Source organism: Pseudomonas sp. Sample_10 (assembly GCF_004321495.1).
Taxonomy (GTDB): Bacteria; Pseudomonadota; Gammaproteobacteria; order Pseudomonadales; family Pseudomonadaceae; genus Aquipseudomonas.
The window spans coordinates 116,238-130,548 of the sequence record NZ_RCOE01000034.1 but is presented as its reverse complement, the minus strand read 5'-3'; the positions used below and the strand labels follow the sequence as shown (position 1 = coordinate 130,548).

14 protein-coding genes are annotated in these 14,311 nt (G+C 60.5%); 10 read left to right on the top strand and 4 right to left on the bottom strand.

Annotation, left to right across the window (positions count from 1 at the left end; genetic code table 11):
• Positions 1-97 precede the first annotated feature (97 nt).
• A complete protein-coding gene (locus D8U18_RS02840; protein WP_056854446.1) occupies positions 98-1,723 on the bottom strand; it encodes an NADP-dependent glyceraldehyde-3-phosphate dehydrogenase in 1,626 nt (541 codons plus the stop codon).
• Between the two features lie 255 nt (positions 1,724-1,978).
• Here D8U18_RS02840 and D8U18_RS02835 point away from each other — a divergent pair, with 255 nt between their 5' ends.
• The 9 genes from D8U18_RS02835 (at position 1,979) to D8U18_RS02785 (ending at position 10,438) form a co-directional block, all read left to right on the top strand.
• The gene (locus D8U18_RS02835) at positions 1,979-2,866 is read left to right on the top strand and encodes a Dyp-type peroxidase (RefSeq protein WP_131106958.1); all 888 of its coding nucleotides are present in this window, start codon (positions 1,979-1,981) and stop codon (positions 2,864-2,866) included.
• 153 nt (positions 2,867-3,019) lie between these two features.
• Positions 3,020-3,787 (top strand): GntR family transcriptional regulator, encoded by a 768-nt coding sequence (locus tag D8U18_RS02830; RefSeq protein ID WP_131106957.1) that lies wholly within the window; start codon positions 3,020-3,022, stop codon positions 3,785-3,787.
• Positions 3,784-5,514: a fumarate reductase/succinate dehydrogenase flavoprotein subunit gene (locus D8U18_RS02825; RefSeq protein ID WP_131106956.1), complete on the top strand. Its 1,731-nt coding sequence runs from the start codon at positions 3,784-3,786 to the stop codon at positions 5,512-5,514. The genes D8U18_RS02830 and D8U18_RS02825 overlap by 4 nt, the downstream gene beginning before the upstream one ends.
• A 27-nt stretch (positions 5,515-5,541) precedes the next feature.
• Complete coding sequence (locus D8U18_RS02820) at positions 5,542-5,787, top strand: ferredoxin family protein (RefSeq protein ID WP_056854450.1); 246 nt, start codon at positions 5,542-5,544, stop codon at positions 5,785-5,787.
• 229 nt (positions 5,788-6,016) lie between these two features.
• A complete protein-coding gene (locus D8U18_RS02810) occupies positions 6,017-7,423 on the top strand; it encodes an ABC transporter substrate-binding protein (RefSeq protein ID WP_177434979.1) in 1,407 nt (468 codons plus the stop codon).
• A 135-nt stretch (positions 7,424-7,558) separates the two neighbouring features.
• Positions 7,559-8,344, top strand: a complete 786-nt coding sequence (locus tag D8U18_RS02800; protein WP_131106955.1) for an ABC transporter permease — start codon at positions 7,559-7,561, stop codon at positions 8,342-8,344.
• On the top strand, positions 8,341-9,189 hold the full coding sequence (locus D8U18_RS02795) for an ABC transporter ATP-binding protein (protein ID WP_131106954.1): 849 nt from the start codon (positions 8,341-8,343) through the stop codon (positions 9,187-9,189). Before D8U18_RS02800 ends, D8U18_RS02795 begins: the two co-directional genes overlap by 4 nt.
• On the top strand, positions 9,186-10,148 hold the full coding sequence (locus D8U18_RS02790) for a HEAT repeat domain-containing protein (protein ID WP_131106953.1): 963 nt from the start codon (positions 9,186-9,188) through the stop codon (positions 10,146-10,148). Before D8U18_RS02795 ends, D8U18_RS02790 begins: the two co-directional genes overlap by 4 nt.
• Complete coding sequence (locus D8U18_RS02785; RefSeq protein WP_056854454.1) at positions 10,145-10,438, top strand: DUF971 domain-containing protein; 294 nt, start codon at positions 10,145-10,147, stop codon at positions 10,436-10,438. Before D8U18_RS02790 ends, D8U18_RS02785 begins: the two co-directional genes overlap by 4 nt.
• 24 nt (positions 10,439-10,462) lie before the next feature.
• Here D8U18_RS02785 and D8U18_RS02780 read toward each other — a convergent pair whose 3' ends face one another.
• The 3 genes from D8U18_RS02780 to D8U18_RS02770 form a co-directional block, all read right to left on the bottom strand.
• Positions 10,463-11,431 (bottom strand): 2-hydroxyacid dehydrogenase, encoded by a 969-nt coding sequence (locus tag D8U18_RS02780; protein WP_056854455.1) that lies wholly within the window; start codon positions 11,429-11,431, stop codon positions 10,463-10,465.
• A 155-nt stretch (positions 11,432-11,586) separates the two neighbouring features.
• Positions 11,587-12,195, bottom strand: a complete 609-nt coding sequence (locus D8U18_RS02775) for a TetR/AcrR family transcriptional regulator (RefSeq protein WP_131106952.1) — start codon at positions 12,193-12,195, stop codon at positions 11,587-11,589.
• A gap of 29 nt (positions 12,196-12,224) precedes the next feature.
• Positions 12,225-12,608 (bottom strand): tautomerase family protein, encoded by a 384-nt coding sequence (locus D8U18_RS02770; RefSeq protein ID WP_130905695.1) that lies wholly within the window; start codon positions 12,606-12,608, stop codon positions 12,225-12,227.
• Positions 12,609-12,986: 378 nt separating this feature from the next.
• Between D8U18_RS02770 and D8U18_RS02765 the strand changes: the two genes are divergently transcribed.
• Positions 12,987-14,267 carry a serine/threonine transporter gene (locus tag D8U18_RS02765; RefSeq protein ID WP_056854458.1) on the top strand — a complete coding sequence of 427 codons (1,281 nt, stop codon included), beginning with the start codon at positions 12,987-12,989 and terminating at the stop codon, positions 14,265-14,267.
• Positions 14,268-14,311: the final 44 nt, after the last annotated feature.

Genomic DNA, 14,311 nt, shown 5'->3' with positions numbered 1-14,311 from the left:
TCTTCGCCAGTCGCTGGTGCACTGCGTCAAGGCGCAGCGGCTTTATGCCGATGTTGCCTTGGTGTTGCACCAGCGCTGGCAGTAAGACTCAGCCTACTTAGAAGATGTAGTCGGTGGTCAAAAAGCTCGAGCTGCGACCACTGATGATCTCGCTGATCAGGTCTTTGTTGGTCTCCTGGAATTTGGTGGCCACCAGCGTGCGGATCGAAAACACCCGCAAAGCGTCATGTACCGACAAGGTGCCTTCGGCGGAGTTCTTGCGCCCGTTGAACGGGTAAGTGTCCGGGCCGCGCTGGCACTGGGCATTGAGGTTGATGCGCCCGACCTGGTTGGCAAAGGTGTCTACCAAACGGCCAACGGCCACCGGGTTGGTGCCGAAGATACTCAACTGTTGGCCAAAGTCCGATTCCAGGACGTAATCGATCACGGTGTCCAGATGTCGATAGGGCACGATGGGTACGACCGGGCCGAACTGTTCTTCCTGGTAAACGCGCATCTGCGGTGTCACCGGGTACAGCACGGCGGGGTAGAAGAACGACGCCCGGGCTGCGCCACCATTGGGGTTGACCACCTTAGCGCCTTTGTTGACGGCGTCGGCCACCAGCGAATGCAGATAGTCGACCTTGCCTGACTCCGGTAAAGGCGTCAGGGCTACACCGCTTTCCCAAGGCATGCCGGGTTTGAGGGTGGCGAGTTTGGCGTTGAATTTCTCGATAAAAGCATCGACCACATCCTCGTGGACAAACAGGATTTTCAACGCGGTGCAGCGCTGGCCGTTGAACGACAGGGAGCCGGTAACTGCTTCGTTGACCGCGTTGTCCAGGTCCACTTCCGGCAGGACGATGCCGGGGTTCTTTGCATCCAGCCCCAGTGCCGCACGCAAGCGGTGAGGTTTTGGATGGAGTTTTTTCAGGTCGCTGGCGGCTTTGTTGGTACCGATGAAGGCAAAGATGTCTATCTTGCCGCTGGCCATCAGCGCACTGACGGTTTCCCGACCGCTGCCATAGATCACGTTGATCACCCCGGCGGGGAAGCTGTCGCGAAAGGCTTCGAGCAACGGGCGAATCAATAGCACGCCGAGTTTCGCCGGTTTGAACACCACGGTATTACCCATGATCAGCGCCGGAATCAACGTGGTGAAGGTTTCGTTCAACGGATAGTTGTAAGGCCCCATGCACAATGCCACGCCCAGCGGGACGCGGCGGATCTGGCCGAGGGTGTCCTGTTCCAGCTCGAAGCGGCTGGAGCGGCGGTCGAGTTCCTTGAGTGCGTTGATCGTGTCGACGATGTAGTCGCAGGTGCGGTCGAACTCTTTTTCCGAGTCCTTGAGATTCTTGCCGATTTCCCACATCAGCAATTTGACCACGGCGTCGCGTTGCTCCCGCATCCGCGCAAGAAAGCCTTCAACGTGCTGGATGCGTTCGGCCACCCGCATCGTCGGCCACAGGCCCTGGCCGCGATCATAGGCACGGACGGCGGCGTCCAGAGCGGTCAAAGCGGTGTCGGCGTCCAACAGTGGCGTGCTGCCGAGGATCACTTGTTCGTCGCCATTGGCCCCGCTCAGGTACACCGGGCTGCGGACCTGGGCGAGGGCACCGGGCCAGGTTTTCAGGACACCGTCGACCAAGTATTCGCGCTGCTCGGTCGGACCGTCGAGACGGTATTTTTCCGGGATGCTGCCGGCCTCGGGAAACAGGTTGCCGAGGAGATCTGCTGTGCTCATGTCGCTACCCCGTGTGAGATGTCAGCCAATGCTGATGGCTTGCCGTTCGGAAATCGCTGCAAAGGTTATACGCCTTAATGAGCTGGTTTTTTAAGACAATCGAGCGCTGATGGGCAGAATAGAGGGGCTGGGATCGGGTTCTTGTGCCTCAAGCGTAGACCGCTTTGGCCGGATCTAGAAATGCAACTTTTGACCTCGGAGCACACAACGGCCGGTGCTGCGGTTAAACTTCGCGATCTTTATCAAGGAGTTCATATGAGTCATTACCAGCCGGGCATTCTCGCCACCCCAGTTCCACCTCACGCCCGTCATATGTTCTTCGCCCTGGAATCCGCCGCACAATTGCCGGCGGCGCTGGATAAGCTGCTGCAACTGGTGGATGGCAAATCGGCAGTGGTGGGTTTTGGTGAGTCGCTGGTCAAGGCGCTGAATGGCCACATCCAGGGCCTGCGAGCGTTTCCTGCGTTGACCGGTATCGGTGTCGACAATCCGTCGACGCAGCAGGCGCTGTGGTGCTGGCTGCACGGTACTGACCGTGGCGAATTGCTCAATCGCAGCAACGCCTTTGAAGCCGCGCTGGCACCAGCTCTGCGTCTGGTGCAGGTGACTGAAGGCTTTCGTCACCGTGACGGCCATGACCTGACCGGCTACGAAGACGGCACGGAAAACCCTCGCGACGAGGCCGCTGCGGCTGCCGCATTGGTAAACGACGGCCCTGAAGGGACGGTGGGCGGCAGTTTCGCCGCGATCCAGCAATGGCAGCATGACCTCAAGCGTTTTCACGCAATGGCGTCCCATGAAACGGACGACATCATGGGTCGCCGCTTGAGCGATAACGAAGAGCTCGATGACGCGCCGATCTCTGCCCACGTCAAACGCACCGCTCAGGAAAGCTTCGCCCCCGAAGCGTTCGTGGTCCGTCGCTCGATGCCATGGATTGAAGATGAACGTGCTGGCCTGATGTTCCTTGCCTTCGGTTTTTCCCTCGACGCTTTCGAAGTCCAATTGCGTCGCATGAGCGGCCTGGAAGACGGCATTACTGATGGTCTGTACCGCATCAGCCGACCGATCACCGGGGGCTACTACTGGTGCCCGCCAATGCAAGACGGCCGACTGGACTTGCGTGCCCTGCACATCGGCTGATCCTCGCAGGGCATGATCGACGTGGTGCGCTGGGACAAGGCGCCACAATGCCCTGCGCCAGTGCACTTCTAACCTTATGCGTAAACAGTATTTCTCAAGAGGAACGGCGACTCTCTAAGATCATGTCATAACTCGTTATAACAAGTGATCTTGATGACCGATAACGTTCTATCTCTCAGCCCTCTTTCCAACAGCAGTATCCCGCTGCACACCCAACTGCGTGACGTATTGCGCACCCGCATTCTTGACGGTGAATACCCGCAAGACAGCCAGATGCCGTCGGAAAGCGAACTCGGCACGCTGTTCAAAGTCAGCCGAATTACCGTGCGCCAGGCCCTCGGTGATCTGCAGAAGGAAGGGTTGATCTTCAAGATCCACGGCAAGGGCACCTTCGTTGCCAAGCCGAAAACCTTCCAGAACGTCAGCACCCTGCAAGGCCTGGCCGAGTCCATGACCGGTCGCGGCTACGAGGTGATCAACCGCCTGCGCAGCTTCAAGTTCATCGCCGCCGATAAATTGGTGGCTGAGCGATTGCAGGTCGCCGAAGGCGAGACCGTGGCGCAGATCAAGCGCGTTCGGCTGATCAACCGTGAGCCGATTTCGCTGGAAATCACCTACTTGCCCAAAGCCATCGGTGAGCGCCTGGAGAAGGCGGATCTGGTGACCCGCGACATTTTCCTGATCCTCGAAAACGACTGCGGCGTGGCCCTCGGGCACGCCGACCTGGCGATCGATGCAGTGCTGGCCGACAGCGACTTGACCCAGGCGCTGAATGTCGAACCTGGCTCGCCGATCATGCGCATCGAGCGCCTGACCCACGATGCCCAGGGGCGCCCTGTGGACTTTGAACACCTTTATTACCGTGGCGATGCGTTCCAGTACCGCCTGCGGATCGACCGGCAAAAAGGGGAGCAGGCATGAGTCGCAAGACCCTCGAACAGGAATACGACATCGTCGTCATCGGCGGCGGCACCGCCGGCCCCATGGCGGCGATCAAGGCCAAGGAACGCAACCGTGATCTGCGGGTGTTGTTGGTCGACAAGGCCAACGTCAAGCGTAGCGGCGCGATCAGCATGGGCATGGATGGCCTGAACAACGCGATCATTCCCGGCCACTCGACAGCGGAGCAGTACACCAAGGAAATCACCATTGCCAACGATGGCATCGTCAACCAGGCGGCGGTGTACGCCTACGCCACCCACAGCTTCGAAACCATCGAACAACTGGACCGCTGGGGTGTGAAGTTCGAGAAAGACGAAACCGGCGACTATGCGGTGAAAAAAGTCCATCACATGGGCGCCTACGTGTTGCCGATGCCGGAAGGTCACGACATCAAGAAGGTCTTGTATCGCCAGTTGAAACGGGCGCGGGTGAACATCACCAATCGCCTGGTGTGCACCCGGTTGCTCAAGGACGAAGAGGGCGCGGTCAACGGCGTGATGGGGTTTGATTGCCGCACCGCTGATTTTCATGTGATCAAGGCCAAGGCGGTGATCCTCGCCTGTGGTGCCGCCGGGCGCCTGGGATTGCCGTCCTCGGGCTACCTGATGGGCACCTACGAAAACCCGACCAATGCCGGCGACGGCTACTCGATGGCCTACCACGCCGGGGCTGAACTGGCGAACCTGGAGTGCTTCCAGATCAACCCGTTGATCAAGGATTACAACGGCCCGGCCTGCGCCTACGTCACCGGTCCGCTGGGGGGCTACACCGCCAACAACAAGGGCGAACGCTTTATTGAGTGTGACTACTGGAGCGGGCAGATGATGTGGGAGTTCCACCAGGAGCTCGAAAGCGGCAACGGGCCGGTGTTCCTCAAACTCGATCACTTGGCCGAGGAAACCATCCAGAACATCGAAGAGATCCTGCACAGCAACGAGCGCCCGAGTCGTGGACAGTTCCACGCCAATCGCGGCACCGACTACCGCACGCAGATGGTCGAGATGCACATCTCCGAGATCGGTTTTTGCAGTGGGCATTCGGCGTCCGGGGTGTGGGTCAACGAGAAGGCCGAGACGTCGGTCAAGGGCTTGTACTCGGCCGGTGACATGGCCGCCGTGCCGCACAATTACATGCTCGGCGCGTTCACCTACGGCTGGTTTGCCGGCAACAACGCGGCGGATTTCGTCGCCGATCGCGAGTTCTCTGTGCTGGATGCCCGGCAGATCGAAAGCGAAAAACAACGGGTCTACGCACCGCTGGACCGTGAGCAGGGGCTGCCACCGGCTCAGGTCGAGTACAAGCTGCGCCGCTTCGTCAACGATTACCTGCAGCCGCCGAAAGTGACCAAGAAGATGCAGATCGGCTTGCAACGCTTCAGCGATATCCAGCGCGACCTCGACCAGATCAAGGCCCACAACGCCCACGAACTGATGCGCGCCATGGAAGTGAGCATGATCCGCGACTGCGCGGAAATGGCTGCAAGGGCTTCGCTGTTTCGTGCCGAAAGTCGCTGGGGGCTTTACCACTATCGGGTCGATCACCCGCAGCGCAACGACAGCGACTGGTTTTGCCATTGCCACTTGAAAAAGGGCGATGACGGTCGGATGACCAGTTTCAAGAAAGCCGTCGAGCCTTACATCATCCCGCTGGGCGCCGAAGAAATGCAGGCCTACGACCGGTTGCGGGTCGGTGCCGATGCGGCATGACGTGGTCCCTATAAGAGAGTTCTAAACATGGCCTATCAACCCCAGGAAATTTTCTTCCGTTCCAACGCACCGGTCACGGTCGATGAAGAGCTTTGCATCGCCCACAAAGGCTGCACCGTGTGCGTCGACGTTTGCCCGATGGACCTTCTGGCAATCAACCCAGCCACCCAAAAGGCCTACATGGCGTTCGATGAGTGCTGGTACTGCATGCCCTGTGAAAAGGACTGCCCGACCGGGGCGGTGAAAGTGGATATCCCTTACCTGTTGCGCTGAACAATGTGGGAGCGAGCCTGCTCGCGATGAGGCCGGCACAGCTTGCATCTGCATTGACAGAGCGAACGCCATCGCGAGCAGGCTCGCTCCCACAGTGGATCGAGTTCAGACAACCCTAAAAGCCATCCGGCAACCACCGGACGCCTGATCCACAACACCCCTCGTTTCCCACCACGCCCAGATCGTGGCGGAGACGAACATCCAATAAATGATTCGAGGGGAAACACTCATGATGTTGCGTGCAGCGTTGGCCGGTCTGGTACTGGCGTCATTTACCTTGTCGGCCTCGGCCGAAACCATCCGCATTGCCATTGGCACTCAAGACACCACCATCAACTGCGCCGCCGGTGGTCTGTTGATCCGCGAACTTGGTCTGCTGGACAAATACTTGCCCCACGACGGCCCATACAAGGATGCCAAATACGAGGTGCAGTGGAAGAATTTCACCAGCGGCGCGCCGCTGACCAATGAGATGGTCGCCGGCAAACTCGACTTCGGCGCGATGGCCGATTTCCCGGGCTCATTCAATGGCGTGGCATTTGAAGCAGCGGGCAAGCACAGCCTGTTCATCAGCGTGTTGTCGGGCAGCACCAAAGGCAGTGGCAACGGCATCGTGGTGCCGAGTGCATCAGGCGTGCAGTCGTTGGCGGAGCTCAAGGGCAAGACCATTTCGGTGCCGTTCGCCTCCACCGCCCATGGCATGTTGCTGCGCGCCGTGGCCGCCCAGGGCTGGGACCCGCTCAAGGACGTGAACATCATCGCCCAGCCGCCGGAAGTCGCCGGCTCTGCGTTGCAGGCGGGCAAGATCGACGCCCATGCCGACTTCGTACCGTTCGCCGAACTGTTCCCGAGCCGCGGTTTCGCGCGCAAGATCTACGACGGTTCCCAGGCCGGAGCGCCGACCTTCCATGGCGCGCTGGTCGACCAGAGCTATGCGAAAAAGTACCCGGAAATTGTCGTCGCTTATCTGCGCGCCAGCATCGAGGCCAATCAGTTGCTCGCCGCTGAGCCCGAGAAATACAGCGAGCTGATCGCCAAGGTCACTGGCGTCGATGCCGAGGTGAATTACCTGTTCCACGGCCCTCTGGGCGTGCAAACCCGCGACCTGAGCTGGAAACCGGAGTACCGCCAGGCGGTGGGCACGGCCATCGATACGCTCAAACTGTTGAAGAAAGCCGATCGCGGTCTGGATCTGAACACCTTCATTGACGATCAGTACATCCGCGCCGCCTTCAAGGCCTCGAACCTCGACTACACCGCGCAACTGGCGAACTACGCGCAGGCGCCGCTCACTGCAACGGATGCGTCCACCGGCAAAGCCATCACCGACTTCAGCCACGTGGCGGAAATCTGGGTGCGCGGTGAGCCGAAAGTCCGCCAGTACGCCTCGGCGCAAGCGGCGTTCAGTGCATTGGCCACCCTCAAGCAGGAAGGCAAAAACATCCGCGCGGTGTATGCCCAGGCCAGCGACAGCGGGATCAAGTTGCTGGCGGATCAGGCGTGGTTTGCCAGCGATGCCAACGGGCGCCTCAGCGCGTTCCTGCTCAAAGGCCAGGCCCAGCAGTTCGCCAGCGCCCAGGGCGGCAAGGTTTTCGATTTCACCGATGCCACCGCGCAGGCTGTGGCTGTTCGCTAACCCAAAAACGCCGCAATCCCCTGTGGGAGCGGGCTTGCCCGCGATGGGGCCAGACCAGCCGATACCGATGTCGACTGACACTCTGCAATCGCTGGCAAGCCAGCTCCCACAGGTTTTCAAGTGAGAGGGAATATTGTGTACGGACCCTGTTTACGCTGGCTCTTCCGAGTCGCCTCGCTGTTGTTTTGCCTGCTTTTCTGGCAACTCGCCGCCAGCCACCACTGGAATCTCGGCCTGGTAACCTTCGCCAACGTGCCGACCCCCGGGGCGGTTGTTGAGGCGGCGCTGGGGCTGGGTGATTCCGGCAAGCTCGCTCGTCACTTGAGCAGCAGTCTCACCCGGGTCTTCGCCGGTTACTGCGCAGCGTTGATCGTCGGCGTTGCTCTGGGGCTGTCCATCGGCCGCTCGAAATGGGCTGAGGATTTGCTCTTGCCACCGCTGGAAGTGCTGCGGCCAATCCCGGCGGTGGCGTGGATTCCGCTGGCAATCCTGATGTTTCCGTCGTCTGAACTGTCGATGGTGTTCATCACGTTCACCGGTGCCTTGTTCCCGATCCTGCTCAACACCGTGCACGGCGTCGAAGGTGTCGACCCACGGCTGATTGCCTCGGCGAAAAGCCTTGGGGCAGGGCGCCGGGCGATTTTGCTGGAGGTGATTTTGCCGGGCGCCGCGCCCAGCATCATCACCGGCCTGGCCATCGGCATGGGCACTTCATGGTTCTGCCTGGTGACCGCAGAAATGATCTCCGGCCAGTACGGCATCGGTTATTACACCTGGGAGTCCTACACCATTCAAAACTACCCCGACATCGTCGTCGGCATGTTGCTGATCGGCGTGCTCGGCATGGGCAGCAGCCTGCTGATAAAGCGCCTGGGCGGGTTGTTCACGCCTTGGCATCGACCACGAGGAAAAGCCTCATGAGCGTTTTTCAACATCCTGAAGGGCGGATCGATATACGTGACTTGTCGATCAGCCTCGGCGAGGGCAAGGCGGCCTTCGAAGCCGTGCAGGGTCTGGAGTGTCAGATCGAACCGGGTCAGTTCGTGTGCATTCTCGGGCCGTCCGGTTGCGGCAAATCGACGTTGCTCGGCGCGCTGGCAGGTCACCTGCAACCGCGGACCGGCACGCTCAACGTCGATGGTGCCAAAGTCTGCGGACCATCACCCCAGCGCGGCATGGTGTTCCAGCAGCACACCCTGTTTCCATGGCGAACAGTGCGAGACAACGTTGCTTTCGGCCTGAAAATGCGCGGCGTCGGCAAAGCGGAGCGGCAGCGGGCGGCCGATGAAATCCTCGCCTTGGTCGGCCTTGCAGGTTTCGCCGATCGTTGGCCGGATCAATTGTCTGGCGGTATGCAGCAGCGGGTGGAGATCGCCCGGGTGCTGGTCAATCGTCCGCGCCTGCTGCTGATGGACGAACCCTTCGGTGCCCTCGATGCCTTGACCCGATTGAACATGCAGGAACTGCTGCTCGGCATCTGGACACGGATCCGCACCACGGTTGTGTTTGTCACCCACGACATTGACGAAGCGTTGTTCCTGGCTGATCGCTTGCTGGTCATGAGCACCCGTCCTGGTCGCATCATCGAAGACCTGCGCCTGGATTTCCCCCGGCCGCGTACCACCGAGCTGGTGACCAGCCCCGAATTTTCCCGCTTGAAGCGTCATTGCCTCGAACTCCTGCGTCACGAAGACGGTCGGCAGCTACCGCGCCTGAACCCTCTCGGATTGCCTCCTGAAAACAAACTGCCGCGATTTGCCCTATGACCTCATTATTTGCCGTAACCGATAACGACGACATTCTCGCCCTGCAACCGCGCCTGACGGATGAAGATCCTGGCGTGCGCAGAATTGCCTTGATCGAACTGGCCGATCTCGAAGAACCGGACGGTTTGCTGTGGCTGGTCAATCGTCTGGCACAAGACCCGACCGCAGAGGTTCGTGCCGAAGCCGCGCGATTGCTTGAAGCCTGGGAGGACGAGCCTGTGGTCGAAGCGTTGTGCCAGGCCCTGACCGATCCATCCCCGGCGGTACAGGCTGCCGCCGCGCAAAGCCTCAGCCTGCTCAAGAGCGAGGCGGCGGGCCGGGTGATACTGCCGTGGACCGCGCATGCGGACATCAGCGTGCGCATCGCCGCGTTCAGGGCTTTGCGCGAATTGCGCTTTCCCGATGCCGCTGCGGCTGCTTCAGGTGCCTTGAACGATGAAGACGCCGGCGTTCGTCGCGAAGCGGTCGGCGTGCTTGGCTGGCTCAAACAGCTCGATGCCTTGCCGGCCCTGGCGAAATTGGCCAGCGACGACCCGGACACCGAAGTCCGCCGCGCCGCCACGGGCGCTCTCGGCCTGGCCTGCGATGCGCAAGTGTTGCCAGCCTTGCGCCAGGCCCTGCAGGACCAGGCCTGGCAAGTGCGCGAGGAAGCCGCAACAACGCTGGGTAAGGTCGGGCACGTCGATGCAGGAGCGGCACTGGTCGAGGCCTTGACTGACGATTACTGGCAAGTGCGGCTGCGTGCCACCCGCAGCCTCGGACGACTGCGCTATGCACCGGCGCTGGACGCGTTGATCGAAACCCTGGGCCATCGCATCAGCAATCTGCGCAAGGAGGCTGCACTGGCGCTGGGTGAGCTGAGTGAACGCGGTGCAATCGCCCCCTTGCTGGCTGCGCAAGACGACGGCGACCCGGAAGTGCGCAAAGCGGTGCGCATTGCCCTGAGTCAATTGCAATGAGCCCGCTGGCCGTTGCCAATTCCCGGAGCAAACAGCAACTGCATCTGAGCTGGCCCGACGGCCGCGAGCAATGGCTGGATTACGCGTTGTTGCGCCGCCAATGCCCGTGTTCGCAATGTCGCGCGTTTCGCTTGCAGGGCACACCGCCGCTGGTCGACGCCCGTGTTCAGGTGCTCGGGTTGAACGCTCAGGGCTATGGCTTGCAACTGGTGTTCAGCGACGGCCACGAACGGGGGATCTATCCATGGCCTTACCTGGCGCAACTCCCGTCGTACGCTGCGGGGGGTTGAGGATTTGCCTTCGCCAGCGGAGCCTTAGTGAGCGTGCTGGATGGCGGTCGGCAGGGGTAGCTCGATGGGCGTCAGCACCGGTTGCCCGGAGAAAAACGCCTGCAGGTTCTTGCCCACCAGCTCCACCGTACCCTGGGTCGCCTCGGGCGAGAGGCCTGCAACGTGGGGCGTGAGGATCACGTTGTTGAGATTTTTCAACGCATCCGGAACCTGAGGTTCGTTATCGAAGACATCCAGCGCGGCACCGGCGATCCGCCGCTGTTCGAGTGCGGTAATCAGGTCCGCGGTGACAATCACGCTTGCCCGGGCGATGTTGACGAGGAAGCCATTAGGCCCGAGTGCATCGAGCACTTGCCTGTTGACCAGGTGCTGGGTGCCAAGCCCGCCGGGCGCGGCGACGATCAGAAAGTCCGAGGCCCGTGCCAGTTCGCTGGGCGTCGAGCAGAATGTGTAGGGCACGTCGCTGCGATGCTGGCGGTTGTGGTAGCACACACTCATGTCGAAGCCGGCATTGGCGCGTTTGGCGATGGCCATGCCGACGGCGCCAAGGCCGAGAATGCCCAGGCGTTTGCCGGCCAGGGAAGGGCGCATGATCTTTGGCCATTCTCCCCGGCGCACGGCAGCGTCGCAGCGCGGAACATCGCGCACCAGCGACAACAGCAAGGCCATCGCGTGATCAGCCACTGATGAGGCATTGACGCCGGCACCGTTGGTCACGGTGATGCAACGGTTGGCCGCTGCCTGCAGGTCGACATGTTCGTAGCCGGCACCGATCACACAGATGATCTTGAGCGAGGGCAGGGCGGCTATTTCGTCGGCATACAGACCGAGTGGGCCGCGGGTCAGCACTGCGTCGATCTGGCCGCCGTGTCGGGCAATGGCGGCGGCGCGTTCGGCCGGGGTCGGGGCGAGGATCAGGTGAAAGCCCTGATGTTCGAGGATGGGCAGGTAATCATTAATGGTTTCAACCAGTACCAGAACGGTTGCGGGCATGCTTGGCTCCTGTGTGCATCGCAGAATCGGGCTCGAACGTCACTTGAGATTGCTGGCTGCGGAGCGATTTGGCAATGACCAAAACTGCCCGTCCGCGCAGCCGCGTTGATGAGTGTAGGAGCTTGGGAAGCCTGCGAGGGTATTGTCGTGGGATTTCACGCGGCAGGAGGCGTATCGGGCTTCGCTGCGGTCAGAAAACTGCACGTCGCTTCGAGGATTTCATCAGAAAGGGCTTCGCCACGGGTAGCGCGGGCGAGTGTCAGGGCGCCGACCATCATCGAATACTGCACCAGCGCTTGCTTGCGGTTTTCGCCGGGATCAGCCGATTCCATCAGCTGGCTGAAGGCGTCGAGCAGCCTGTTAAGGCCGTCCATGAACGGCTCGCGCAAGCCGCTTTCAGCGCTCTCATGGCAGATGTCCGCGGCGAAGGCCACCACGGGGCAGCTGTCGCCCGGGTTATCGCGGCTATGGACGGACAGGTAGGGTTCAATCAAAGCCCGGCGCGCCGAGGCTTTGTCTTCGCCGGAGGCGGCCCGTTCCCGCCAGCGCTCTCCTACTTGTTTGAATGCCCGCTCGCTGGCCTCCCTGGCCAGTGCTTCCTTGGATTCGAAGTGCCCGTAGAACCCACCATGGGTCAGGCCGGCGGCCGCCATTACATCGACCACGCTGATGCCATGCAGGCCGCGCTCGCGAAACAACCGTGTGGCGGCCTCGACAATGATTTCGCGGTTGAGGTCGGCTTGCTTGCGGGAAACTCGGGGCATCAGGCACTCACCATTAGCAGGTTTGAAAATCAGAGGGCGTATTGAGCAAGACCATTGCCGAACGACCAGTTCTCTTTCTTCACTTCCACCAGATTAATGAAAACATCTTCCGGGCGCACCGCCAGTTGTGCATTGAGGCCATCGACGATGGTTTTATAGAGCAGTTTCTTCTTCTCCAGCGTTCGCCCTTCACTCAGGGTGATCTGGATGATCACCAGGTTATCGGTGCGCTGGATGCCCAGGTACTGCGGGTCGAAAATGAAATGTTGCTCATCGTGTTCGTTGAGGATCTGGAAGTTATCGTTTTCCGGCACGTCGATGGCGCTGCGCAAAGCGGCGTAGATCAACTGCCCGATACGTTTGGCGTAAGTGGGATCCTGCTGTTTTTTGATGTCGACGCGAACCAGTGGCATGGGCAGACTCCAGAAAGGATACAGGTGTATTCAAAATACATGACGATAGACCTTTATCAAGGTCGGTTCGTCGTCTGGGGGTGAAATGCAGTGGTGATACTGCGAATCAACTTGTAGGGGCCAAGCTTGCTCGCGATGGCGCAATCACATTCAACATTGATGTCAGTAGTTACATTGCCATCGCGAGCAAGCTCAGCTCCTACAGGGGGGCGTCGACCACTCTCTTCGACTTGGTACCACCGTTCCTCACCTAAGTCTTTGCTTCTGTTCACTAATCCCGGACAATCGCGCCCCTGTTTCGGTCAGAGCGCTGCCTGTCGGGTATTCCGACGCGTTCTGGCCGGGTGGCAAGTGACCGGAATGTGGAGATCCCACCGGATGAATGATCAGGCCAATAGCGTCAACAAACGCTATGTAGAAACGACCCCCGCGACGCTGTCGAGCTGGAATCGCCAAGACACCACCTGGATGCTGGGCCTGTTTGGCACAGCGATTGGTGCAGGCACCCTGTTTTTGCCGATCAACGCAGGTCTGGGCGGCTTCTGGCCGTTGCTGATCCTGGCGCTGCTGGCGTTCCCGATGACGTTCTATGCACACCGTGGCCTGACCCGTTTCGTGCTGTCCGGTCGCGAAGGCGCCGACATCACCGAAGTGGTGGAAGAGCATTTCGGTATCAAGGCCGGCGCGTTGATCACGCTGTTGTACTTCTTCGCCATCTTCCCGATCCTGCTGATTTACAGCGTGGCGCTGACCAACACCGTGGGCAGTTTCCTTGAGCATCAATTGCACATCACGCCGCCACCGCGCGCGGTATTGTCGCTGGTGCTGATCCTCGGCCTGCTGGCGGTGGTGCGCTGCGGCGAGCAGATGATCGTCAAGGCCATGAGCCTGATGGTCTATCCGTTCATTGTCGCGCTGCTGTTTCTGGCGGTGTACCTGGTTCCGCACTGGAACGGCGGTATTCTCGCCACCGCCAGCCAGGTGCCTGCGCCATCCGCGCTGTTGCACACCTTGTGGCTGGCGATTCCGGTGATGGTGTTCTCGTTCAACCACTCGCCGATCATCTCGGCGTTCGCCGTCGACCAGAAGCGCCGTTATGGCGAACACGCCGAGGAGCGCAGTTCGCAGATCCTGTCCCGCGCCCATCTGTTGATGGTGGTGATGGTGCTGTTCTTCGTCTTCAGTTGCGTGCTGACGCTGTCGCCAGCGCAACTGGCTGAAGCCAAGGCGCAGAACCTGTCGATCCTGTCGTACCTGGCCAACCACTTCAGCAACCCGACCATCGCCTTCGCGGCGCCGTTGATTGCTTTCGTGGCCATTTCCAAGTCGTTCCTGGGCCATTACATCGGCGCCAGCGAAGGCCTCAAGGGCCTGATCGTCAAGAGTGGCAAGCGGCCGTCTGCCAAGTCCCTGGACCGCATGACCGCGGCGTTCATGCTGGTGGTGTGCTGGATCGTAGCGACGCTCAACCCGAGTATTCTCGGCATGATCGAAACTTTGGGCGGCCCGGTCATCGCGGCGATCCTGTTCCTGATGCCGATGTACGCGATCCGCAAAGTGCCGGCCATGGCGCGTTATCGCGGGCAGGCGTCCAACGTCTTCGTGACGGCGGTGGGCCTGGTGGCGATTACGGCGTTGATCTACTCCCTGACTGCCTGACACATCCTGCGTAGGAGCGAGGCTTGCCCGCGAAGAGCAGTTTT

Coding starts and splice junctions, on each gene's coding strand:
- D8U18_RS02790 (WP_131106953.1), top strand. CDS start 9,186: ATGACCTCATTATTTGCCGTAACCGATAACGACGACATTCTCGCCCTG.
- D8U18_RS02785 (WP_056854454.1), top strand. CDS start 10,145: ATGAGCCCGCTGGCCGTTGCCAATTCCCGGAGCAAACAGCAACTGCAT.
- D8U18_RS02830 (WP_131106957.1), top strand. CDS start 3,020: ATGACCGATAACGTTCTATCTCTCAGCCCTCTTTCCAACAGCAGTATC.
- D8U18_RS02840 (WP_056854446.1), bottom strand. CDS start 1,723: ATGAGCACAGCAGATCTCCTCGGCAACCTGTTTCCCGAGGCCGGCAGC.
- D8U18_RS02770 (WP_130905695.1), bottom strand. CDS start 12,608: ATGCCACTGGTTCGCGTCGACATCAAAAAACAGCAGGATCCCACTTAC.
- D8U18_RS02765 (WP_056854458.1), top strand. CDS start 12,987: ATGAATGATCAGGCCAATAGCGTCAACAAACGCTATGTAGAAACGACC.
- D8U18_RS02825 (WP_131106956.1), top strand. CDS start 3,784: ATGAGTCGCAAGACCCTCGAACAGGAATACGACATCGTCGTCATCGGC.
- D8U18_RS02780 (WP_056854455.1), bottom strand. CDS start 11,431: ATGCCCGCAACCGTTCTGGTACTGGTTGAAACCATTAATGATTACCTG.
- D8U18_RS02810 (WP_177434979.1), top strand. CDS start 6,017: ATGATGTTGCGTGCAGCGTTGGCCGGTCTGGTACTGGCGTCATTTACC.
- D8U18_RS02795 (WP_131106954.1), top strand. CDS start 8,341: ATGAGCGTTTTTCAACATCCTGAAGGGCGGATCGATATACGTGACTTG.
- D8U18_RS02775 (WP_131106952.1), bottom strand. CDS start 12,195: ATGCCCCGAGTTTCCCGCAAGCAAGCCGACCTCAACCGCGAAATCATT.
- D8U18_RS02820 (WP_056854450.1), top strand. CDS start 5,542: ATGGCCTATCAACCCCAGGAAATTTTCTTCCGTTCCAACGCACCGGTC.
- D8U18_RS02835 (WP_131106958.1), top strand. CDS start 1,979: ATGAGTCATTACCAGCCGGGCATTCTCGCCACCCCAGTTCCACCTCAC.